The sequence below is a fragment of the Nonomuraea sp. NPDC004186 genome (assembly GCF_053603495.1).
In genome coordinates, this window is sequence record NZ_JBSGFQ010000016.1 from 93,006 (window position 1) to 116,353 (window position 23,348).

Below are 23,348 nucleotides of genomic sequence, written 5' to 3' on the forward strand. Positions count from 1 at the left end.
CAGGGGCGGAACCGTCTCATCCCCCGGAGTCCACGCGGCGGCCGTTGATCCAGACGTCGCGCAGCACGAGCCCCGTCACGTGGCGTACGACGTCGTCCTCGGCCATCTCCTCGAACACGCTGCCGGTCACCCGCACGCCCTTGATCGGGTTGCCCGGGTTGCCGATCAGGTTGAACGCCCTGGGCGCCCGCCCGGCCCGCAGGCGGCGCACGTCGATGGCGCCCACGTCGGGGAAGTACGGGCCGGTGTCCTTGTTCTCGTAGTTCAGGGCCACCTCGATCACCGCGTCGGCGGCCTGCCCCACCGTGATGTCCCTGAAGTAGACGTCCCTGACGTAGCCGCCACGGTCGGGGTTGGTCTTGACGCGGATCGCGCGCTCCAGGCGGGGGCTGCTCATCGTGCAGTTCCAGGCGTAGACCCAGCGCACGCCGCCGGTGGTCTCGCTGCCGATCGTCACGCCGCCGTTGCCGTCGCGCATCACGCAGGAGTCCACGAGGACGTTCATGGAGGGCGCGTTCACCCGGCGGCCGTCGGCGTTCTTGCCCGCCTTGATCGCCACGCAGTCGTCGCCGGTGTTGAACTCGCACCGCTCGATCAGCACGTCCACGCAGGACTCGGGGTCGCAGCCGTCGTTGTTGGGGCCGTTCGGGCTGTCCACGGTGACCTCGCGGATCGTCACGTTGGTGCACAGGACCGGGTGGATGTTCCACATGGGGGAGTCCTTGACAGTCACGCCCTCGATCAGGACGTTGCGGCAGCGGTAGAGCTGGATGAGGTTGGGGCGCAGGTAGTGGCCCTCGCCGAACACCCGCTCGGCCACCGGCACGCCCTGCTCGGCCATGGCGGCCAGCAGGTTCTTGTCGGGACGCTCGGACGGCGGCGGGTCGCCCGACCAGTCCCACCAGTGCGTGGCGTCGGCCTGGCCGTCGATCGTGCCGCTGCCGGTGATCGCGACGTTCTCGCGCTCGTAGGCGTAGACGAACGGGGAGTAGTTCATCAGCTCGACACCCTCGTAGCGGGTGTGGACGACCGGCAGGTAGTCGGCGGGGTTCCGGCTGAACCGGATCGTGGCGCCCGCCTCCAGGTGCAGTTCGACGTTGTCGGCCAGGTGGATCGCGCCCGTGAGGTACGTCCCCGCGGGCACGAGCACGCGCCCGCCGCCCGCCGCCGCGCAGGCCGCGATCGCCTGCCTGAAGGCCTCGGTGCACATCGCGGTCCCGTCGCCGACCGCCCCGTGGCGCGTGACGGGGAAGGTGCGGCGGGGGAAGCGGGGCGGCCTGATCCGCCGCCGGATCCGCGGCACCCTGGCCCAGCCGTCCAGGTCGGGGGCCGCCTCCGCGCGCCCGGCCAGCTGGGGGGCCAGCACGGCGCCGGCCGCCACGGCCAGGAAGCTCCTGCGGGACTTCATGGTGCGCTCCTATCCATGGGCCAGGGAGATGCCGCGCCGCTCGACCAGCGTGTGCTCGCCGACCTGGTACGGCTCGACCCGCCGTACCGCCGTGTAGAAGTGGTGGGGCCGCCCGCCGTGGGAGACGAGCGCGGGCTTGTGCGCGTAGGTGTCGTCGGCCGAGCCCGGCCGGCCCACGTCGATGAGGATCTCGCCGCTCTTGCGCCAGGTGCGCAGGTCGCGGGAGACCGCGAAGCTCTCCCTCGCGTGCCCGTCGAACGAGAGCCCGAAGTAGAACATCACCCACCAGTCGCCGTCGCGCAGCACGCACGGGTCGGAGGTGAAGCGCTCGTCGAACTCGCCCGGACCGCCGTGCGGGACGACCGGGCCGGGCTCCGGGCGCTCCCAGCGTTCGAGGTCGGGGGAGACGGCGTAGCCGATCTGCTCGCGCCAGCCGTCGTAGGTGCGGTTCTTGGCGTTGTAGAAGCAGTAGTAGAGGCCGTCGTGGCGGAGCAGCCACGACTTGTACAGGCCGCCGCGCTCCCACGCGCCGCCGTCCTGCGGGCGCAGCACCGACCCCACGTCTGCCCAGGTACGCAGGTCGTCACTGGCCACGAACCCGATGACCGCGGCGCCCATCTCCATGCCCGCCTCGGGGTAGGCGTGGTACGTGCCGACCGCCCGGCCGTCCAGCCAGGTCACCTGGCCGGGGGAGTCGAGGCGGTTGTCGCGCACGATCGACGTGAGCGCCGCGTTGTAGCCCCGGTACGGGTGCGCGGGGTCGCGCGGCAGGATCACCTCCCCCGGCGTCCACGACACCAGGTCCGCCGATCGGCTCAGCGCGGTCTGGTAGCCGGTCCCGTCGAAGCCGACGTACGTCATCAGGTACTCGCCGCCGTCGGAGCATACGAACGGGCAGTCCACGAAGAGGCTGTCGAACCTGCCCGGCTCCCGTGACCCCTCGACCAGCAGCCTGCCGGCCTTGTGCGGGGTCCTGACGCGGGCGGCGTCGTACGTGCCGATCACCTGCCTGCCCCGAACGTCCAGCGCCCGGCCGGCACCTCGTAAGCACGGGCCCCGAGCTTGACCGCCGCGTCTGGCACGGCGTGCCTGGCGAGCCCGAGATCCGGCAGTCGCACCTCGGCCGACGAGCCCGGCGGGACCGCCACGTCGAGCGTGAACTCCCCGTCCGCGCGGGTCCAGGACACCTCGACCGGGCCGTACGGGGTCACGGTGCTCGCCCGCACCGACTCCAGGTCGCCGGGGGCGGCGGGCTCGATCAGCAGCCTGCGGAAGCCGTTCGAGCCGGGGGCCTGGCCGATGCCGCCGAGGCCGCGGTAGAACCAGGCGTCGACGGCGCCCAGCATGTAGTGGTTCTGCGACAGGCCCCTCGTCGGCCCGTCCCACGCCTCGGTGAGCGCGGTGGCGCCGTGCCGTACCTGGTAGCCGTAACTGGGGTGGCTCGTCGAGGTGGCGAACGCCCACAGGGCGTCGTGCCGTCCCGCGCGGCCGAGCACCCTGAACAGGGCGGGCAGCGCGATCTCGCCGACCGTGATGCCGCCGCCCGCCACCGCCTCGGAGATCCGGTCCAGCACCCGCTCGTCGGTGATCACGCCCATGTCGAGCGCCAGGATCTCCGACGCCTGGCTGCGGGAGCCGGCGAAAGTACGGGGGAACGCCGCGGTGATCTGCTCGGTCAGGGCCCGGTAGCGCTTGGCGTCGTCGTCGCGGCCCAGCACGCCGGCGGCGCGGGCCAGCGTGCCCGCGGCCCGCCAGTAGCCCCAGGTGGAGACCAGCGGGACGGGCGTCGAGTCGTCCAGTCCGATCCAGTCGCCCAGCCCGTGGCCGAGGACGCCGTCCTCGGCCTTCGACGTGAGGTAGTCGACGTAGCGGCGCATCGCGTCGTAGTGCGTCTCCATCGCCGACGGGTCGCCGTACCAGCGGTAGAGCTGCCACGGGATGCGGACGATCGCGCCGCCCCAGTTGGGGTCGTCCCTGAAGGGCGCGTCGAACACCAGGAACTCCGGCGCGATGTCCGGCACCAGCCCGTCCCCGGTCTGCGCCTCGGCGATGGTGACCAGCAGCTCGCGGTAGTAGGCGGCCACGTCGTAGTTGTAGGCGACGACGTCGAACAGCAGGTGGGTCTGCTCCAGCCAGCCCAGCTTCTCCCGGTGCGGGCAGTCGGTGAGGACGCTGTACATGTTGCCCCGCACCGCGCGGTCGATGATCGTGTGGATGTCGTTGACCAGGGCGTCGGAGGTCTCGAACGAGCCGGTGGGAGTGTTGTCCGCGCGGAGCACGAGCGCGGTCACGGCCTCCGGGCCGACGTGTTCGGGCAGGCCCTGGACCTCGACGTAGCGGAAGCCGTCGTAGCGGAAGCTCGGGTGCCAGGTCTGCGGGCCGTCCTTGGTGACGTACGTGTTGAAGATCGGCGCACCGGTGGTGGGCTTCGACTGGATGACCCGGCCGTAGTCGTCGAGCTGGTCGCCGGGCACGAGCCGCAGGTGGCGGCCGGCCGGGAGGTCCAGGCTCAGCTCGGCCCAGCCCGCGACGACCGTGCCGACGTCGAAGACCGGCGTGCCGTCGGTGGCGGCGAGCCTGGCGGTCGCGGGCAGCCGTTCGGTGACCCTGATGGGCGGGCAGGCGCGCGACCTGAGCACGTCCTTCGTGCCGGGGACGACGGTGGCGGGTCGCCAGGCGGAGGCGGTGCGGCGGGCGTCGTGGTCCTCGCCGCCGTACCAGTGGGAGCGCACGGTCGGGCCCTCGGCGGCCCGCCAGTCGGGGCCCGTGGCGAACCGGCCGAACGAGCCGTCGGCGTAGTCCAGTTCGAGCTGCGCGATGGCCCGCGGGGCGGCCTTGGAGCCGAAGAACTTCATGTACCGGTCCTGGTGCGGGAAGACGTGCGCGATCCCTGGGCCCAGCTCGACGCCGAGCGTGTTGCGGCCCTCGCGCAGCAGCTCGGTCACGTCGTGGGTGGCGTACACGACGCGCCTGCTGAAGTCCGTGTACGGCGGCTCCAGCACGGCGTCGGTCACCGGCCCGCCGTTCACCGTGGCGACGTAGACGCCGAGGCCGGCCACGTGCAGCCGGGCGCGGACGACCGGCTGGGCCAGGACGAACTCGCCCTTCAGCAGCGGCAGCGGCCTGCCCTCGCCCGCGCGCGGGTTGCCCTCGTCGTGCCAGTCGGGGTGGGTGATCCACGAGGCCGTCCAGTCGTCCGGGCTCAGCAGGCCCAGCTCGAAGCGGGCGGGCGGGCTCCAGCCGGACCATCGGCCGTCGCCGTCGCGGATCCGCACCCGCCAGCGCGCCGCCGTCCGGGAGGTCAGGGGCCGCCCGTCGTACACCACGCGCTGGTCGGCCGACTCGACCTCGCCGGTGTCCCATAAGTCGGGCTCGACCCGTACGTGGTAACCGGTCTGCGTCGTGGCGCCGGTCAGCTGCCAGCTGAGTGTCGGGCGGGTGATCTCGATGCCGAGGGGGTCGATCAGGTCGCACGTTCGCAGGTTGGTCGCCATGGCAGGGGCTCCAGGTCAGGTGATTTTGAGCATGTACGCGGCTTTCGTGGGTGGCGTCGGGGGCAGGTCGGCATACAGGGCCTCCTCAGCCAGCCGCCAGGCGACGGGGCCGTGGCCCAGGAGCTCGACCCTGGCGGGGCGGCGCTCCAGCAGCCCTTCGCCGGTGCCCATACTGGTGATCGCGGCCGTCCCCTCCTCCGGCCAGGCGAGCAGCGTGGCGTACACCGCGTCGCCGCGCCGGGTGAAGCGGATGTCGCCCGGCCGGTAGGCGCGGTCGGCCTCGTTGTAGCCCTCGTACCCCTTCGTCTCGCCCAGGCCCGTGGCGCCCTCGGCGGCGCGCTTCCACAGCGTCGTGCCGTACACGCCCTCGCCGCACACCCGCAGCCAGTCGCCCACCTCGCCCAGCAGGGTACGGGCGTGCGCGTCCACGGTGCCGTCGGCGCGCTGCGGGACGTTGAGCAGCAGGGTGCCGTTCTTGCTGACCACGTCGATCAGCGTGTGCACGACCTGCTGGGACGTCTTGCGCGGGTGGAACATCGGGTCGTCGTCCGAGCAGTCGAACCACTCACCGTCGCTGGTGTCGAACTGCCAGGGGTACGGCTGCGCCGCGTCGAGCTGGCGGCGTTCGCAGTCGAGGACGACGGCGGTGCGGTCGGCGTCGGGGACGTCCTTGACGGTCACCAGGCCGCCGGTCGGGCAGGTGTTGTAGTAGTGGGCGAGCACGTCGAGACCGCGCGTGCTGACCGGCTCCGACTCGACCACGCTGCCCGCGTCGAACGGCAGGCGGCCGTCGTCGAGATAGACCAGGTCGGGGCGGTAGCGGTCGATCGCCTCGCGCACGCGGGCGTAGAAGCGGTCCGCCACCTGGGGCGGGGGCTTGGCGCCCGGGGCGTGCCTGGCCGGGTAGAGCTCGGCCGGGTCGAGGCCCTCCCACCAGGTGCCGGCGCCGTCGCCCTTGGTCAGCCCGCCGTCGTGCGGCCGGCCGGTGGCCGGGTCGGCGCCGTGCGCGACGTCGAGCCAGCGCCAGGTCCAGTTGTTGTGGAAGCTGAGCCCGAACGGCAGCCCGGCCGCGCGGGCCGCCCGCTCCCAGGCGCCGACGATGTCGCGGCGCGGGCCGATGCGGGTGGCGTTCCAGGCATGCTGCCCGGAGTCCCACAGGTCGAAGTTGTCGCAGTGGGCGGCCAGGGCGACGAAGTAGCGGGCGCCGCTGGAGACGTACAGGTCGATCAGCTCGCCGGGGTCGAAGCGCTCGGCGCGCCAGCGGTGGAAGAGGTCCTTCGCGCCGCCCGCGCCGAAGCGGGCGCGGTGGTGGGCGTGCTGGCGGTCGGCGCGGCGGCGCTCCCAGGCCTCGGAGGCGGGTTGCATGCCGTAGAGGTGGCGGGCGTACCAGTCGCCCGAGCTCGCCACGGACTGCGGGCCCCAGTGCGACCAGATGCCGAACTTGACCTCCCCGAACCACTCGGGGATGGGGTGACGGCGAAGCGACTCCCAGTCCGGCAGAAACCCGCGCATGACCCACCTATCTTATTGAAACGATTTACCTAGGATATATTTATTCAATGTCGGATGTCAATGCATGAGGAGCTGGCAGGCGGGAATCTTCGCGTATAGGGTTAAAACGTTTTGTCGCGGAAGGGCGTGCGGATGGTTGACTTCCACGAAGATCCCGGGCCGGGCTCCGGGCGGCGGGCGGCACGCGCGGACTTCCTCTCCGACGCGCCGCGCCTGTCGCTCAACGGTCAGTGGCGCTTCCGGCTCTCCGGCACGGCCGAGGGCACCGGCCCCTCGCTGCCCGACCCGGCGCTCGACGACACCGGCTGGGAGACGATCCGGGTGCCGTCGCACTGGGTGCTGGAGGGGTACGACCGCCCGCTCTACACCAACACCGCCTACCCGTTCCCCATCGACCCGCCGCACCTGCCCGACGGCAACCCCACAGGCGACTACCGCCTCCACTTCGACCTGCCCGAAGACTGGCCCGACGGCCGGCCCGGCGGCAGGGCCGTGCTGCGCTTCCAGGGGGTGGACTCCTGCGGCACGGTGTGGCTGAACGGCTCGTTGCTCGGCCACTCGAAGGGGAGCAGGCTGCCGTTCGAGTTCGAGGTCACGGGGCTCGTCCGGCCGCGCGGCAACCTGCTCGCCGTACGCGTGCACCGCTGGTCGTCCGGCAGCTACCTCGAGGACCAGGACATGTGGTGGCTGCCGGGCATCTTCCGCGACGTGGAGCTGCTGGCCCGCCCCTCCGGCGGCATCGACGACCTCACCGTCCGCGCCTCCTACGACGCCTCCGGCGGCTCCGGCACCCTCCTCGTCACCGCCGACGCCCCCGGCCTGGTCGAGATCCCCGAGCTGGGCCTCGCGGTCGCGACCGGGGAGGAGATCACCGTCCCCGGCGTCGAACCGTGGAGCGCGGAGTGCCCGCGCCTCTACCGCGGCACCCTCACGGCGGCCGGGGAGACGATCGACCTCCCGATCGGGTTCAGGACCGTCGAGATCGCCGGCGGGCGGCTGCTGATCAACGGGGCGCCGGTCCTCTTCCGCGGCGTCAACCGGCACGAACACCACCCGGAACGCGGCCGGGCCCTCGACCGCGACACCATGATCCGCGACATCGTGCTGATGAAGCGGAACAACGTCAACGCCGTCCGCACCGCCCACTACCCGCCGCACCCGGAGTTCCTGCGGCTGTGCGACGAGTACGGGCTGTGGGTGGTGGACGAGTGCGACATCGAGACCCACGGGTTCATCTACGCCGGTTGGGAGGGCAACCCGCCGGCCGAGCCGATGTGGCGCGACGCCCTGCTCGACCGGGCCCGGCGCATGGTCGAACGCGACAAGAACCACCCCAGCGTCGTCATCTGGTCGCTGGGCAACGAGAGCGGGAGCGGGCCGGCGTTCGGCGACATCGAGCGGTGGATCCGGGCCCGCGACCCCGGCCGGCCGCTGCACTACGAGCGCGACCCGAGCTACCGGCACTCCGACTTCCACAGCCTTATGTACCCGTCGCTGGACGACCTGGAGCGCATCGGGCGGCGCGAGGAGGACCCGCCGGACGGGGTCGTGCCGGGGTCGGCCGACGACGTGCGCCGTCGCGGGCTGCCGTTCCTGCTGTGCGAGTACGCCCACGCCATGGGGAACGGGCCCGGCTCCCTGGCCGACTACCAGGCGATCCTGGAGTCGTACGAGCGGTTCTGCGGGGCGTTCGTGTGGGAGTGGATCGACCACGGGCTGACGGGGCACGACGCGCTGGGCCGCCCGTACTTCCGGCACGGCGGGGACATCGACCACCAGCCGAACGGCGGCCGGTACTGCCTGGACGGGCTGCTGTTCCCCGACCGCACGCCGTCCCCGGGGCTGGCGGAGCTGCGCAAGGCGATCGAGCCGGTCGGGATCGCGGTGGACGTGGGGGCGGGGGAGGTGGTGGTCGCCAACAAGCACGACCTGATCGACCTCGGACACCTGGACTTCCGGTGGTGGGTTGAGGTGGACGGCGTCCCTGCGTCGAAGGGCGGGGTGCTGCGGGTCCCGGGGTGCGGGCCGCGGGAGACGGTGCGGGTGCCGTTGCCGGAGGTGGCGGTCGCGGGGGAAGGCGAGACGTGGATCACGATCGAAGCCGCGCTCGCCGCCGCGACCCGCTGGGCGCCGGCGGGGCACGTGGTCGCCTTCACCCAGTCCCGCCTCGGCCCCACCGCCCCCCAGTTGGCGGGCGGAACGGCGGATGGCCTGGTGGGCGGCGATGCGACGAGGACGTCGGGCAGTGCGCCGGGTGGCGGGTTGCGGTTGGGTGGGGCGGTGTTCGAGCCCAGGACAGGGCGGTTGGTCCGGCTGCACGGGGTCGAGCTGGACGGACCGGTGCTGGACGTGTGGCGGGCCCCGACCGAGAACGACCGCGGCCAGGGCCCCAGGAACGCGCTCGCCGCCGACTGGGAGGCCGTGGGGCTAGACCGCTTCCTGCACCGGACCGTCGCCCTCGAAAGCCCGGACGACCGCACGCTGGTCGTCCGCGGCCGGAGCGGCCCGGCCACCCGGACCCTCGGCTTCCTCACCACGTACACCTGGCAGTGGCGCGACGGCGCGCTGCACCTGCGAATCGAGGCCGAGCCCGTCGGCGACTGGCACGACACCGCCTACGGCCACCTGAACGTGAGCCCGCCGCGCATGGGCGCCAGGTTCGCCCTGCCCGGCGGCTACACCGACGTCACGTGGTTCGGGCGGGGCCCGGGCGAGTCGTACGCGGACAGCCGGGACGCCGCGCGGGTGGGCCGGTTCGCGCTGGCGATCGACGCGCTCCAGACCCCGTACGTGGTGCCGCAGGAGAACGGCAACCACGTCGAGACCCGCTGGCTGGAGCTGTCCGGCGCGGGGCTGCCGACCCTGCGCGTGGACGGCGAGCCGCACCTGGACTTCACCGCCCGCCGCTGGACCAGCGAGGCGCTGCAGGCGGCGGGCAGGCCGCACGACCTGCGCGACTCCGGGCGCGTCTGGCTGAACCTGGACCACGGGCAGCAGGGCCTCGGCAGCGCCTCCTGCGGCCCCGCCCTGCCCGAGCGGTACCGGCTGCCGGTCCGCCGCCACTCCTGGTCGATGACGTTGACCGCCTGAGAGGATGCTGATCACATGACGGAACCGACCAAGTTCGACTTCTGCCCGTGGCTGTTCTGGGACCACGCGACCGAGGAGGACCGCCGCGCCCAGGAGAGCCACCTGGAGGAGCTGCGGGCCAGGTTCGACCTCAAGGCGGGCAAGGTGTTCGTCTCGCCGCTGGCCGCCGTGTACGCCGACCGCCTGCGCATGGGCGACCACTGCTACATCGCGGCCCACGCGTACGTCACCCATGACGTCGTCATGGGCGACGACTGCACCGTCAACCCGTACGCCGTGGTGCGTGGGAACATCGTCCTCGGCGACGCCGTGCGGATCGGCGCGCACACGTCCCTGCTCGGCTTCAACCACGGCACCGCCCCCGACCGCCCGGTCTTCCGCCAGCCGACCACGTCGAAGGGCATCCGGATCGGCGACGACGTGTGGATCGGCTCGAACGTGGTCGTGCTCGACGGGGTGACGATCGGCGACCACGCCGTCGTCGGCGCGGGCGCGGTGGTCACCAAGGACGTGCCCGCCTGGGCCATGGTCGCGGGCAACCCGGCCCGCCGCATCCGCGACCGCCGCGCCACCGGCTCGGGGGACGACCTGGAGGGGCTGCTCGCCGGGTTCGCCGCCCGTGCCAGGGAGCAGGCGGAGGACGTGCTGGGGCGCTGCTGGACGGGGGAGCGGTACGTGGACCGCCCGGACGCCCCGCCGACCGTCCGCGCCTGGTGCGACGCGGTGGAGATCGCCGACCTCCTCCTGGACGGCCCGCCCCCGACCCCGGCGCGGGAGGAGATCGTCGCGTTCCTGCGGGACCGCCAGGACCCGGCCACGGGCCTGGTCCCGGAGCTCGGCGCCTCCGGGCCGCCGGAGCTGGACGGGGTCACCGCCTATCACGTGCTCTGCGTCGGCTACGCCCTCGACCTGCTCGGCACCCGGTTCCGGCACCCGGTCCACGCCGTCGCGGACGTCACCTCCCAGGACCTGATCGCCTCGCTCGACGCCCTCGACTGGGAGCGCAACGCCTGGACGGCGGGCTCGTGGGTGGACGCGTTCGGCACCGGCCTGCACCGCAACCTCGCCGACTTCGGCGTGCGCGGCGAGACCGAGACCCTGTACGGCTGGCTGCTCACCCGCTGCAGCCAGGCCCACGGGATGTGGGGCGAGCCGGACCCGGACGCGGGCTGGCTGCAGGTGGTCAACGGGTTCTACCGGCTCACGCGGGGGACGTTCGCGCAGTTCGGGCTGCCGGTGCCGTACCCGGAGCGGGCCGTCGACACCGTGCTCGCGCAGGCCCGCGACCCGCGCTACTTCGGCCCGGACACCGGCAACGCCTGCAACGTGCTCGACGTCATCCACCCGCTGTGGCTGCTGGGCAGGCAGACCCGGCACCGCCGCGAGGAGGGCACGGCGTGGGCGAAGGAGCACCTCATACGGGCGGTCGGCGGCTGGCACGACGGGGCGGGCCTCAGCTTCGCCCTGACCAGGGGGAGCGGCGCGGCCCGCACGCCGGGGCTGCAGGGCACCGAGATGTGGCTGGCCATCATCTGGCTGCTCGCCGACTACCTCGGCGTCTCCGACGCGCTCGGCTACCGCCCCCGGGGCATCCACCGCCCGGAGCCGGCGGCGCGCCTGCCCAGACCCGGCCGCTGACCGGCGGCGTCGAGCAACACGCGCGGTTCGAGCGCGGCGGCCATCGCCCGGTGGCCCGCCGCGCTCGGGTGCAGGTGGTCGCCGCAGTCGTAGCGGGGCAGCAGGCGGCGGGGGTCGGCGGGGTCGCGAAGCACCGCGTCGAAGTCGGCCGGCCCGTCGAACACGCCGCCGTCCCGTACGAACGCGTTCACCGCCTCCCGGGCCCGCTCGCCCTCGGCCGTGTGGTACTCCGCGCCCGCGAACGGCGGGAGCGTGCCGCCGATCACGCGTACCCCGGCGGCGTGCGCCCGCTCCACGATGCGCCGGTAGGCGGCGACGAGCGGCTCCGCCCGCGCGCCCGCCCCGAGGTCGTTGACGCCCGCCAGCAGGATCACGGCGCCGATCCCCGGCTTGGCCAGCACCTCGGCGGCCAGCCGCGCCTCGGCGTCGCGTCCCGTCCCGGCGGCCAGCACCCGGCCGCCGGACACGCCCTCGTTCACCACGGCGAGCGGCCACGACTCCAGCAGGGCCCGGTCGGCGAGGAGGTCCGGCCAGCCGTGGCCGGTCTCGGAGCCGACCCCGGTCGTGATCGAGTCCCCGAGCACCGCCACGGCCGACACCGGCTCGGGCGCGGTGACGATCAACGCGTCCAGCCAGTGCCAGACCGCCACCCCCTCGACGTAGGCGGCCCCGTCCTCGTCGGCGGCGTGGTCGCCGGGGAGCGACCGGTAGGCCGCGTCGTCCGGCGGGGCCGTGGCCCGGTTGCGGCCGGTCAGGACGCCGCCGTCGCCCCGCAGGTGCAGGCTGACGGCCAGGCGCTGCCGGGGCGCCACCCGGCCGGGCAGCGGGTCCCCGAGCACGGTCGCGCCCGGGGCCAGCGTCACCTCCGGCCGCCCGCCGAACGTCACCGTCCGGTTCGACCCTGGCACCAGCGCCGCCCCGGAGCGCGGGACACCCACGCGGACGTGCCCGAAGGTCACCGGCCGGTCCCCGAGCGCGTTGGTCAGCCGGACCCGCAGGCCGGTCCCGCCCGCGCCGGTCCGCACCAGATTGCGTACGGTGAGATCCCGCAGCCCGGCCCCCGCCCGCTCGGCGGCGGCCGCCCACGTGGTCACCGGACGGTCTCCCGTCATCAGGCTGCTCCCGGCCCGCTCGGCGGTGGCTGCCACGTTGTCACCGGGCGGCCTTCCGTCATCGCTCCCACGCCGCGGTGAACTCGTAGCGGCCGGACGCGACCCGGCACACCAGCGCCCCGCCGGCGACCTCACCGGGCACGGGCGCGCCGGACTCGCGGACCGACGCCGGATCGGTGGTCGGCACGTGCACCGTGGCCTCGGCCCCCGGCGGGATGCGGACCTCCAGCCGGAGCGTGTTCCCGTCCACCTCCCACCGGCTGCCCAGCCGGCCCAGCGGGCTGTCGTACGAGGCCGCGGCCCACTGGAGCTGCCCGCCGGGCAGCGGCCGGATGAGCGGGCGGCGGAACCCGACGGACCCCTCCTCCTGCCCGATCCCCGCGACCCCGCCGTACAGCCACGCCCCGACGGAGCCCAGCGCGTAGTGGTTGAAGGAGTTCATGGCGACGGGCCCGAAGCCGCTCTCCTCCGTCCACCCGTCCCACCGCTCCCAGATCGTGGTCGCGCCCCGCTTGATCGAGTACCCCCACGACGGGTAGCGGTCGTCGTGCAGCAGGGAGTAGGCCAGGTCGTGGTGGCCGTGCGCGGACAGGACGGGACCGAGCAGCCCCACCCCGGCGAAGCCGGTGGTCAGGCGTCGCCCACGCCGTTCCAGGTCGGCCACCAGATGCCCGACGGCCGAAGGGACGAGGGGCGAGGGGATCAGGCCGTGCGCGAGGGCCAGCAGGTAGCCCGTCTGCGTGTCGCCCGTGACGCGGCCGTCCGCCGACACGAACGCCCGGACGAAGGCGTCCCCGATCCTCGAACGCAGCTCGGCATAGTGGGCGGAAGCGGCCACGTCGCCCACCACGGAGGCGGCCTTCGAGGTCAGCTCCGCGCTCAGCGCGAAGTACGCGGTGGCCATCACCTCGCGCGAGGTCCGCACGCCCGCCTGCAGCCAGTCGCCGTAGTGGCTGCCGGTCCGGTTGCGCCAGATCAGGTCGGGGTTGTGGCGTTCGACGTGGTCCACCCAGCGCCGCATGCTGGACAGGCTGTCGCGCAGCACCCGCTCGTCCCCGTACACCCGGTACAGGTGCCACGGGACGACGGTGGCGGCGTCGCCCCAGCCGGGCGTGCCGTGCCGCTCGGTCATCACGTGCGGGATCACGTCCGGCACCGCGCCCTCGCCGGTCTGCGCGTACCGCAGGTCCGCCAGCCAGCCGGTGAAGAACGCGGCCACGTCCGCGTTGTAGCAGGCGGTCGGCAGGAACACCTGCGCGTCGGCGGTCCATCCGAGGCGTTCGTCGCGTTGCGGGCAGTCGGTCGGCACGGAGACGAAGTTGCCGCGCTGGCTCCACCGGATGTTGCTCATCAGCCGCCGCACCATGTCGTCCGAGCACGAGAACTCGCCCGCGACCGGCGTGTCGGAGTGCAGCACCCGCCCCACGACCTCGACGTCCGCGTGCCCGCTGACCTCGACGTACCGGAAGCCGTGCACGGTGAAGCGCGGCTCGAACGTCTCCACCGCCGCCCCGGCCGCCACATAGTGGTCGGTGGCCTCGGCCGAGCGCAGGTTGGCGGTGTAGAGGCCGCCGTCGTCGTCGAGCGCCTCGCCGTGGCGCAGCGTGACCCGGGCGCCCTCGGGGGCGCCGCGCACCACCAGGCGGACCCGGCCCGCGATGTTCTGGCCCAGGTCGACGATGGTACGGCCGTCGCCTCGGCGGACGTCCACCGGCACGAGGTCCTGGGTGACGCGGACGGGCTCGGCGGCGGACGGGACGAGGACGTCGTGCGCGGTGTCCACGACTCCGGCGGGGGCCCAGGAGGCGTCGTCGAATCCGGGCAGGTCCCAGCCGGGCTGTTCGAGGCGCGCGTCGTACCACTCGCCCATGAGCAGGTCGGCGTGGCGCAGCGGCCCGGTGCTCTCCCGCCAGCGCCCGTCGGTGCCGACGACCGTACGGGAGCCGTTCTCGTGCTCGGCGACGATCTGGACCAGCAGCTGCGGGCGCCGGCCGTACCGCTGCGCCTGCTGCCGCATGTCCCAGCCGAGGCTGCCGGACCACCAGCCGTCCGCGAGGATCGCCCCCACGCAGACGGGGCCGTCGCCGGCCAGGTCCGTGACGTCGTACACCTGGTACGGCACCCGCTGCCGGTAGTCGGTCCAGCCCGGCGTCAGCTCGCCGTCGCCGACCCGGTGGCCGTTGACGCGCAGCTCGTACAGCCCACGGGCGCTGCACGCGATCCGCACGGCGGTCGCCGGGGGCAGGTCGAGCACGCGCCGGAAGTACCGTGGCGCGGGCAGGCCCGCGGTGCGGGCGGAACGCGGCTCGCCCTCGTCGGTGGGCGGCTCGAACGGCGGCTCGGTCTCGGGATCGTGCCCGATCCACGCCGCCACCCACTCGTCCTGGTGCATCACCCCGGTGTCGAACCACGACTCCGCAGCCCCGCCGGGCCCCGTCTCGCTCCGGGCCTCGACCGTCCAGGTGCAGCGGGTGAACGACGCCAGCGGCGCGCCGCCGTAGTCGGCGCTGACGTCCTGGCCCTCGACCCAGCCGCTGTCCCAGACCAGCGCGCCGCGCGCGTGGACCCGGATCCGGTACGCGTCCTGCGCGTCGCCGCGCCGGTCCGAGGCCAGCCGCCAGCTCAGCCGGGGCACCGGCGTGCCGATGCCGAGCGGGGTGCCGCGGTGCTCGCAGCGCAGGTCGTACGGCCGCAGCGAGCCGCCTGCGGGCACCTCGGGGAGAGACCAGTTCACCATGCCCACTCCTTCACCGGCCGGGCCAGCTCGTAGTCGCGCCGGGGCGCGGTCGGATGGACCTTGCGCCCGCTGTACATCGGCCGGGCGGTCCCCTCCGGGCTGATGCCGATCACGTCGTCCCCCCGCCAGCGCACGCGGTACTCCCGCCCCGCCGCCACCTCGGTGGTCGCCGTCTCGGGCACCGGGAACGTGACCGTGACGCGCTCCCCTCGCCGTGGCGCCGGGATCGACAGATAGCCGTCCGGCGCCCACGCCCCGGCCTGGGTCCCGTCGAAGCCCCCGCTCTCGCGGGCGACGCGCACCTTGGCGTACCCGGCCCAGTCGGGCACCCGCATCCGCAGCTCGCGCAGGTCCTCGTGGACGTCCAGGTCGACGCGGCCCTCGTGGGGGAGGTGGCTGAGCACGGTGACGTGCCGGGTGGCCCGGGTGAGGAGCAGGTTGACCCGGACGGCGTGGGGATCGGCGGTGACGATCGAGTTCCAGCCCCAGAACAGGCCGCGCAGCCCCGAGCCGACGCAGCACGCCTGCACGTCGGCCGTGTGCCCGCGGCCCAGCTCCACGTCGCAGACGAAGTCGTTGGGCGCGCCGTACCCGGCGAAGGCCCCGCGTACCCGCTCGCCCACCCGCACGTGGGTGACCCAGCCCGGTTCGTCCCCCGAGGTGTCGGGCGCGGACTCCACCCAGCTCAGGTCCAGGAGCTGCGACTCCACGAGATGGTTGCGCAGGAACCGCTCCACCACGCCCCAGTACGCGGTGTGGCCCGACCCGGCCAGCGTGGTCCCGGTGCCGATCAGGTCCACCAGGGAGCAGCTCTCGTGCTCGTAGCGCTGGTCGGCCAGGTCGCCGGGCGTCCAGCCGAACGCGGTGGCCTGCCCGAGCGCCCAGTCGTAGGCGCGGCGGACGTACGCGGTCAGCTCGTGGTCGCCGACGTGGCGGGCGTAGCGGGCGAGCCCTTCGAGCGTGCCGAGGCGGGTGTGGAAGTGGGCGCTGCGGTACGCGCGGGCGGGGTTGAAGGAGCCGTCCTCGTTGAAGACCCCGCTCTTGTGCACGATCAGCCGGGCGAACCAGCCGCACAGCTCCAGCGCGTCCTCGTTGCCCGTCGCCTGGTGGTAGCGCAGCAGCGGCATGATGAGCCGGCCGCTGAACGAGGCCGGGTCGGGGGCGAGGTGGAGCGCGATCGCGTTCGGCGAGGGCCAGCCGCCGGGGGTGTACTCGGAGGCGGGGTAGAACCACACGTCCCGCTCCTTGATCGCGATCCGCTTGAGCGCGGCCACGTGCCGGTCGGCCAGCCTTCTGGCCTCGGGGTCGCGGTCGGAGACGTACCAGGTGGTGAGCGAGAGGAGGACCGCCCGCTGGTCGATGAGGTTGGCGTTCGGAGGCCAGCCCACCTCGGGGCGCGCCAGGCGGTAGCTCAGCCCGTCGTCGCCGAAGAAGCCGATCAGCCGCCGCCTGAATCCCTCCTCCACCTCTCGCCAGGTGTCCTTGCCGGTCATCTGCCGGGCGAGCACGCAGGCGTCCAGGAGCCGTCCGTGGCTGGAGCCGTAGTCCCAGTCGCCGTGCCGCAGCGCCGCGGGGCGGGCCAGGAGGTCGGCGCTGAAGTACGGGATGCCGTCCATGTCCTGGTCGGGCAGTCCGGCCACCGCGTTCATGGCCAGCTCGGCCCGTTCTTCCAGCAGCACCGTGTCGGGGATTTCGGGCATGGGCGTCCCTTCGCATAAATATTCATACATGCATAGACGTCCCATCAAGCGTGCGTCGTCCCTCCCGCCTCGTCAAGGCGCACCCCGTACTTCGGCCGAGGTCCTTCTGGGGGGAAGGGGTGGCCGAGGGTGCGCGCCGTTCCGGCCCCACGGCGCGCTCGGTGGCGCCACGCCCCGGTCCAAGCGGCGACGCGCGACGGGCGGTCGGTGGTGCGCGCCGCCACCCCGACCGGCGGGTGACCGGTGGATGCCCTCCCCAAGGGACGGCAACTCCGGTCGGCGGGTCCCGGATGCGGCATCGTGGAGCATAAATATTCGACCCTTGTTGGATATTTGGCCCTGAGGCAGGATGAGCAGTATGAGCGATGATCGGATGTCTTCGGTCGTACGGCCCGGCCCCGACGCGGCGGTGGCCCTGCGTCCCGTGGCGGGCGGGCGGGTCGAGGGCGGGTTCTGGGGGGCACGGCAGCGGGTCAACCGCGAGGTCACGATCCCGCTGGGCGGCGAGCGGGTACGCGAGTCCGGCGCGTTCGACAACCTCAGGCAGGCGGGCCCGCATCGCGGCAAGGTGTTCGCCGACTCCGACGTCTACAAGTGGCTGGAGGCGCTCGCCTGGGAGCGCGGCCGGGCGGACGACGACGACCTCGCGCGGCCGTACAAGGAGGCGTCCGAGCTGGTCGCGGCCGCCCAGTGCGACGACGGCTACCTGCACACCCACACCCGGCTCACCGGCGCCGAGCGCTACTCCGACCTGGCCTCCAGCCACGAGCTCTACTGCGCGGGCCACCTCATGCAGGCGGCGGTGGCGGGCAGCCGGGCGGTCGGCGACCGTACGCTGCTGGGGGTCGCCACCCGGTTCGCCGACCACCTGGCGGCGGCGCTGCCCCCGGACGCGCTCGACGGCCACCCCGAGGTCGAGATGGGCCTGGCCGAGCTGCACCGGGAGACCGGCACGCGCGCGTACCTCGACCTCGCCGCACGCCAGGTCACCACCCGCGGCCACGCGCTCATCCCGCTCAAGGGCCATCACGGGCCCGGCTACCGGCAGGACCGGGTGCCGGTGCGCGAGGCCGCCACGGTCGAGGGGCACGCCGTACGCGCCATGTACCTGGCCGCGGGAGCGGCCGACGTCGCCGTGGAGACCTCCGATCTCGAGCTGCTCGCCGCCCTGGAGCGGCAGTGGCACGACATGGTGGCGACCAAGACGTACCTGACCGGCGGCCTCGGCTCGAACTGGTACGGCGAGGCGTTCGGCGGCCACCACGAGCTGGCCCCGGACACCGCCTACTGCGAGACCTGCGCGGCCATCGGCAGCATCCAGTGGTCGTGGCGGATGCTGCTGGCCACCGGCGCGCCCGGGTTCGCGGACCTGATCGAGCGCACGCTCTACAACGCCGTCCTGCCCGGCGTCTCGCTCGGCGGCGACCGCTTCTTCTACGTCAACGCGCTGCGCGTGCGCGCCGGCGCGGACCCCGACGACCTGCGCTCGCCGGCGCGCGGCCGCCAGGACTGGTACGGCACCGCCTGCTGCCCGCCCAACGTGATGCGCCTGCTCTCCTCCCTCGACCACTACCTCGCCACCAGGGACGGCGACGGCGTCCAGCTCCACCTGTACGCGCCCGGCACCGTGCGGGCGGGTTCCGTGGTGCTGGAGGTGGCGACCGGCTACCCGTGGAGCGGCCGGATCGAGATCACGGTCAGGGAGACCCCCGACCGGCCGTGGACGCTCTCGGCCCGCATCCCCGCCTGGGCCGACGCCGCCGGCGTGGACGACCGGCCGGCCGAGCCCGGCACCTACCACCGTGTCCGCAGGACCTGGCGGCCCGGCGACCGGATCGTGCTCGACCTCGGGATCCGGCCCCGGCTGACGGTGGCCGTACCCCGCCTGGACGTGGCCCGCGGGCAGGTGGCCGTCGAGCGCGGCCCGCTGGTCTACTGCCTGGAGCAGGCCGACCACGCCGGCGTCATCGTGGACGACCTGTGCGTGGCGGGCGCGGACCTCCGCGACGGGACCGCCGTCACCGGCCTGCCCGACGAGGTGGTGCCGGTCATCGCGCGCGGCCGGGCCCACGTGCACCGGGAGGAGGACGGCGGCTTCCCCTACCGCACCGCCGCCGCCCCCCGCGAACCGGAGCACGCGGGCCCGGCCGACCTCACGTTCGTGCCGTACTACGCGTGGGCGAACCGGGGGACGGGCCCGATGACGGTCTGGGCGCCGATGCACGGCTGACACATGATCTCCGGGCGCGCGTGGCCTGACCACGGCCGTCGCCGCGCGCGCCCGGCCATACCTCCCAGGGACCTACTCCTGAGACGCGGCGGTCACCGTGACGCCGGTGACCGACAGGTCTTCGACGTGCTGTGCCACGTCGGCCCGGAGCACCCCGGTGAACGAGCTGTCCCTGATCGTGATCTCCCTCAGCGGCTGCTCGGGATACCCCCGCAGCAGGTACGCGCTGCGCGTCCGGTCGCTGCGCAGCCCCGCGACGTTGATGTTGCGGATGAGCGGCGCCTCGTCGCCGTTGTGACCGTCGCCGTGGTAGAGGTCGATCGAGACCGCCTCCTTGGTCAGCCCGCTGATCTCGATGTCCTTGACGAAGACGTTCTCCACGAAGCCGCCACGCACCGAGTTCGTCTTGATGTAGAGCCCGAAGTACAGGCCGGGCCCGCCCCAGCGGCAGCGGCGGACGAAGACGTTGCGGATCCCGCCGGTCGTGTCCGTGCCGATCGCGACCGAGCCGTACCGGTAACGCATGTCGCAGTCCTCGATCAGCACGTCCTCGCACGGCACCCCGACCCGCCGCCCGTCGGGGCCGCGCCCCGCCTTGATCGCGATGCAGTCGTCGCCCACGTCGAACACGCATCCCGAGATCACCACCGAGCGGCACGACTCGGGGTCGCAGCCGTCGTTGTTGGGGCCGCGCGAGTGGATCGTCACGTTCCTGACCAGGACGTTCTCGCAGCGTACGGGATGGATCTCCCACATGGGGGAGCGGACGATCCGCACGCCCTCGACCAGCACGTTGCGGCACAGGTACGGCTGGATCAGGTTGGGCCGCAGGTAGTGGCCCGCGCCGAACACGCGCTCCTCGACGGGCACGTTCCGCGCGGCCATCCGCTGCAGCGCGGCCCAGTCGTCGGCCTCGTGCGGCGTGCCCGGCCGCCAGCCGAACTCCGGCGTGCCCACCCACGGCCACCAGTGCTCGGGCCCCGCCCCGCCGTCGAGCGTCCCGGCGCCGGTGATCGCGATGTTCTCCTGGCCGTAGGCGTAGACGAAGGGGGAGTAGTTGTAGCACTCGATGGCCGAGAAGCGGGTGTAGACGGCGGGGAGGTAGTCGGCGGGGTCGGTGCTGAACAGGATCGTCGCGCCCGCCTCCACGTGCAGGTCCACGTTGCTGAGCAGGTGGACGGCGCCGGTGGGGTACGTGCCCGGAGGCACCCGCACGTGGCCGCCGCCCGCCTGGTGGCACGCCTCGATCGCGGCGTGGAACGCCCCCGTCCACGTGCCCCCCGAGCCGCCGAACTCCGTGAGGTCGAACCACCGGTCGGGGAACTCCGGCGGTCGCACGCGCTCGCGCAACTCGTCGGCGTACCGCCACGCCTCTTCCTCGTTCATGGAACCTTCCTCATGCGCAGCGCGTGGTAGAGGGGCAGCGCGATCACCCAGGACGGGTTCCACGTGTTCGCCTCGCCCTTGCGCTGCCAGTTGGTCTGGAAGAACCCCTCACCCTGCTCGCCGGGCGTCTCGAAGCCCCAGTCGCCGGGCTCGCGGCAGATGCTCTGGCCCATGGCGTGCAGGATCGTCTCGGCCCTGGCCGCGTACCGGGGCCGGCCGGTCAGCAGGCCGAACTCCATCAGCTCGGAGGTCGGGAAGAACACGTCGAGGTGGTGGTTCTGCACGCTGACCGACGGCCAGCCGCACGCCTTGAACCCGCGCCGCTCGAACGTGCTGCCCGCGTCGAACTCCGGCGACCACACGTAGACGAACGTCAGCAGCCAGTCCGCCGCCGCCTCCGCCCACCGCGCGTACAGGTCGCGGCCGGTGAGCCGGTAGAGCTCGAAGGCGGCCAGGAAGTAGTACATCCCGGCCTCCTTGTCCTCGCCGGAGGCGTCCAGCGTGGCGTGCGCGAACGGCCGCTCGAACGTGGCCGCGTGCAGCCGGTGATAGTGCCCCAGCACCTCCTCGGCCCGCCGCAGCCACACCCGTTCGCCGCTCAGCCGGTACGCGCCCAGCATGGCCTGGACGCAGGCGATGCCGGCCGCGCTGACCATCGCCGAGAACGGCCGCCCGTCCGGCGTCCAGCCGATCGGGACGATGCCCTCCTGGAGCCTGGTCCGCCAGAAGAAGGCGGCGGCCTTCTCCACGGCCTCCTCCCACGCGGGCGGGACCGGCAGCCCCGCCTCCCTGAAGTGCAGCGCGATCCCGGCCAGGTCGGCTACCGTCTCGCCGTGGGCGCGGCTGGAGACGAAGTCCGCGCCGTCCTTGCGGAACGTCTCCCATCGGCCGTCGTCGAGCAGGTACCGGCCGTGCCGCAGCCCTGGGGCCGGCGTCCGGCTGCCCTCGACGTAGAAGTCCGCCGCCCGGCGGGTCCGCTCCGGGCGGCCGAGCAGGGCGTCGCACAGCGCGAGCTTGAGGCACTGGCCGGTCCAGCCGTACAGGTACGACCGGGGCCGCCCGTGGCGGGTGCCCTCGTAGGCGAGGTAGCCGTGGCCGGTCCAGCGCGCGTCCATGGCGTTGGCCTTGAGCCGGACGATGTCCTCCCGGCCGAGCGGGCGGGCGCCGTCTTCCTCTGGGTGGATCCGCGTATGGACGAGCTTCCTGAAGCCGTGGCCGCGCGGCTCGACCGCGCCCCAGTCGAGCGTGTGCCTGGTGGTGATCGTCTCGCCCGGGGCCAGGGTCCGGTAGCCGATCGGGTCGTCCGCGACCTCCGCCTTGCTGACGTAGCAGACATCGGGCCTGCCGTCGAACATGATCACGCCGGTCATCGCCGCCACCGTCAGGCCCGGTGACCTGATGAAGCCCAGGGAGTCGTAGGTGACCCTGCCCTCCGCGTCGCGGCGGTGGGCCGGGTGGGCGAAGAGGCTGACGTACCGGCCGGACCAGGCGGCGTTGACGGCGGGGATGGGCAGGCGGTCCTGCTCGCACACGAACCCGCCGCCCGGCTCGACGCGGGGGACCCTGCGGTGGGGGTCGGAGGAGGGGTTGCCGTTGTAGAGGACGCCGGGCATGGTGACGTTCGCGTCGTCGGTGGGGAGGGGGAGCAGGAGGCCCGCCGCCACGTCGGTCACCTCGTGCTCGGAGTCGTTGTGCCAGGTGGCGGTGAGGGTGAGCAGGCCGTCGGAGGTGAAGGCCAGCTCCAGCCGGGCCCCGAGCGGCCCCGTCCGCGCCGTCACCACCAGGGCCTCGCCCCCGGGTGCGGCCCCGGGCGGCCCCGTCGCCACCAGAGGCTCGCCCAGGGGCGCGAGGTGGACGGAGCCCGGGTGCTCGATCCGCCAGGGGCGGCCGGTGGAGGCGGTGAGCAGGCCGCGCAGCGGCGCCCGCAGGTGCGGGCCGTCCGCGTCGCGGTGGCTCAGCCGCACCTCGGGGCCGCCCTCGCCGGGCACCACCTCGACGACCTTCCCGCCCGGCTCGGTGAGGGCGGCGACAACAGCGGACGCCGTCACGCGTGCCGCCTGAGGCGGACGGCCTGGGCCCCGGTGGCCGGCAGCGGGACCGTCAGCGTCCCGCCCTCCTGGACCCCCAGCGAGCCGACCGTCATCTCCCACGTGTCGATCACCTCGACCTCGTACCGCCCGGCCGGCACCTCGTACACCCGCTCAGGGAACCGGTGCTCGCCGCAGTACTCCAGGTAGAACTCCCCGGGCACCTCCAGCATCGGCGCGTCCCGATCCCGGTAACGCGCCTGCGCGGGCGTCTCGGCGATCACCTCCCGCAGCAGCCCCAGCCGCGCCACGGCCGCGCCCGCCAGCGTGCCGCCGGCCTCCGACCAGGTCAGTCCCTCGTCGTCGAGGTACGACTCCCCGTGCGTGACGTACCGGCGCCGCACCGACCCGTCCCAGGCCTGGGCGACGACCTCCTCGGGGGTCAGGCTGTGCCATGGATCGTCCGAGTCCCCCTCGTACCCGCACATGTCCATGAGCACCGGCTTGTGGTGGTCGCGCGTCAGCACCCAGGCGTCGCGCGGGCTGCGCGCGGCCACGCTCCCGTGCGTGAACGCGCGCCGCCACAGCAGCGGCGAACCCGCCTCGGCGGTGATCGACAGCGGGTGGTGCCCGGGGTCCTCCTCGGCGACCAGGTCCGCGAGACGTACCCAGTCATGTTCGGAAATTTCGGGGAAAAGGGTGGGGTCGGCGGCCAGCGACCACCACACGTTCGCGTGCGCGGCCAGCCGCGGCACCACCTCCGCCACCAGACGGGCGGCCGCGTCCACGTCCCCGATGCCGTCGGAGGGGTGCAGCAGGACCAGCTCGGCGGTCACGCCGATCGCGCCCAGCTCCGCCACCCGCTCCTCCAGCGAGTCCAGCGAGCACCGCGTCGCGAACGCCGCCATCCGCACCCGGTCGAACGGCGACGACTCCAGCGTGGCCAGCGTCCGCGCCCGCCGCTTCTCGCCCTGCAGGTGCCAGCCGAGCGCGGTAGTGGCCAGCGAAATCATG

General features: G+C 73.5%; 13 protein-coding genes. 3 read left to right on the top strand and 10 right to left on the bottom strand.

The genetic code is table 11. The annotated features are described in order from the left end of the window. Positions 1-16: 16 nt before the first annotated feature. The 4 genes from ACWEPL_RS15950 to ACWEPL_RS15965 are packed head-to-tail and all read right to left on the bottom strand — an operon-like array spanning position 17 to position 6,414. Positions 17-1,408: a glycoside hydrolase family 28 protein gene (locus ACWEPL_RS15950; protein WP_452436559.1), complete on the bottom strand. Its 1,392-nt coding sequence runs from the start codon at positions 1,406-1,408 to the stop codon at positions 17-19. 9 nt (positions 1,409-1,417) lie between these two features. Beyond that, the gene (locus ACWEPL_RS15955) at positions 1,418-2,413 is read right to left on the bottom strand and encodes a hypothetical protein (protein ID WP_452436560.1); all 996 of its coding nucleotides are present in this window, start codon (positions 2,411-2,413) and stop codon (positions 1,418-1,420) included. After that, positions 2,410-4,902: a family 78 glycoside hydrolase catalytic domain gene (locus ACWEPL_RS15960; RefSeq protein WP_452436561.1), complete on the bottom strand. Its 2,493-nt coding sequence runs from the start codon at positions 4,900-4,902 to the stop codon at positions 2,410-2,412. The genes ACWEPL_RS15955 and ACWEPL_RS15960 overlap by 4 nt, the downstream gene beginning before the upstream one ends. Positions 4,903-4,917: 15 nt before the next feature. Further along, complete coding sequence (locus ACWEPL_RS15965) at positions 4,918-6,414, bottom strand: alpha-L-fucosidase (RefSeq protein WP_452436562.1); 1,497 nt, start codon at positions 6,412-6,414, stop codon at positions 4,918-4,920. A 132-nt stretch (positions 6,415-6,546) separates the two neighbouring features. Here ACWEPL_RS15965 and ACWEPL_RS15970 point away from each other — a divergent pair, with 132 nt between their 5' ends. Then, the gene (locus tag ACWEPL_RS15970; RefSeq protein ID WP_452436563.1) at positions 6,547-9,504 is read left to right on the top strand and encodes a glycoside hydrolase family 2 TIM barrel-domain containing protein; all 2,958 of its coding nucleotides are present in this window, start codon (positions 6,547-6,549) and stop codon (positions 9,502-9,504) included. Between the two features lie 15 nt (positions 9,505-9,519). Beyond that, complete coding sequence (locus ACWEPL_RS15975; RefSeq protein WP_452436564.1) at positions 9,520-11,142, top strand: acyltransferase; 1,623 nt, start codon at positions 9,520-9,522, stop codon at positions 11,140-11,142. Here ACWEPL_RS15975 and ACWEPL_RS15980 read toward each other — a convergent pair. The 3 genes from ACWEPL_RS15980 to ACWEPL_RS15990 are packed head-to-tail and all read right to left on the bottom strand — an operon-like array spanning position 11,079 to position 16,691. Then, a complete protein-coding gene (locus tag ACWEPL_RS15980) occupies positions 11,079-12,290 on the bottom strand; it encodes a GDSL-type esterase/lipase family protein (RefSeq protein ID WP_452436565.1) in 1,212 nt (403 codons plus the stop codon). The two genes, ACWEPL_RS15975 and ACWEPL_RS15980, sit on opposite strands and share 64 nt — an antisense overlap. Before the next feature lie 22 nt (positions 12,291-12,312). Then, positions 12,313-14,991 (bottom strand): family 78 glycoside hydrolase catalytic domain, encoded by a 2,679-nt coding sequence (locus tag ACWEPL_RS15985; protein ID WP_452436566.1) that lies wholly within the window; start codon positions 14,989-14,991, stop codon positions 12,313-12,315. Then, positions 14,985-16,691: a hypothetical protein gene (locus ACWEPL_RS15990; protein ID WP_452436567.1), complete on the bottom strand. Its 1,707-nt coding sequence runs from the start codon at positions 16,689-16,691 to the stop codon at positions 14,985-14,987. The genes ACWEPL_RS15985 and ACWEPL_RS15990 overlap by 7 nt, the downstream gene beginning before the upstream one ends. 358 nt (positions 16,692-17,049) lie before the next feature. Here ACWEPL_RS15990 and ACWEPL_RS15995 point away from each other — a divergent pair, with 358 nt between their 5' ends. Then, on the top strand, positions 17,050-18,921 hold the full coding sequence (locus tag ACWEPL_RS15995) for a glycoside hydrolase family 127 protein (protein WP_452436568.1): 1,872 nt from the start codon (positions 17,050-17,052) through the stop codon (positions 18,919-18,921). Positions 18,922-18,993: 72 nt separating this feature from the next. Here the strand turns inward: ACWEPL_RS15995 and ACWEPL_RS16000 are convergent, their stop codons facing one another. The 3 genes from ACWEPL_RS16000 to ACWEPL_RS16010 are packed head-to-tail and all read right to left on the bottom strand — an operon-like array spanning position 18,994 to position 23,347. Continuing rightward, positions 18,994-20,307 (bottom strand): glycoside hydrolase family 28 protein, encoded by a 1,314-nt coding sequence (locus ACWEPL_RS16000; RefSeq protein ID WP_363966757.1) that lies wholly within the window; start codon positions 20,305-20,307, stop codon positions 18,994-18,996. Next, entirely contained in the window at positions 20,304-22,355 is a 2,052-nt protein-coding gene (locus ACWEPL_RS16005) for a hypothetical protein (protein WP_452436569.1), read from the bottom strand. The genes ACWEPL_RS16000 and ACWEPL_RS16005 overlap by 4 nt, the downstream gene beginning before the upstream one ends. Next, positions 22,352-23,347, bottom strand: a complete 996-nt coding sequence (locus tag ACWEPL_RS16010; protein ID WP_452436570.1) for a DUF5605 domain-containing protein — start codon at positions 23,345-23,347, stop codon at positions 22,352-22,354. Before ACWEPL_RS16010 ends, ACWEPL_RS16005 begins: the two co-directional genes overlap by 4 nt. Between the last annotated feature and the right edge of the window lies 1 nt (position 23,348).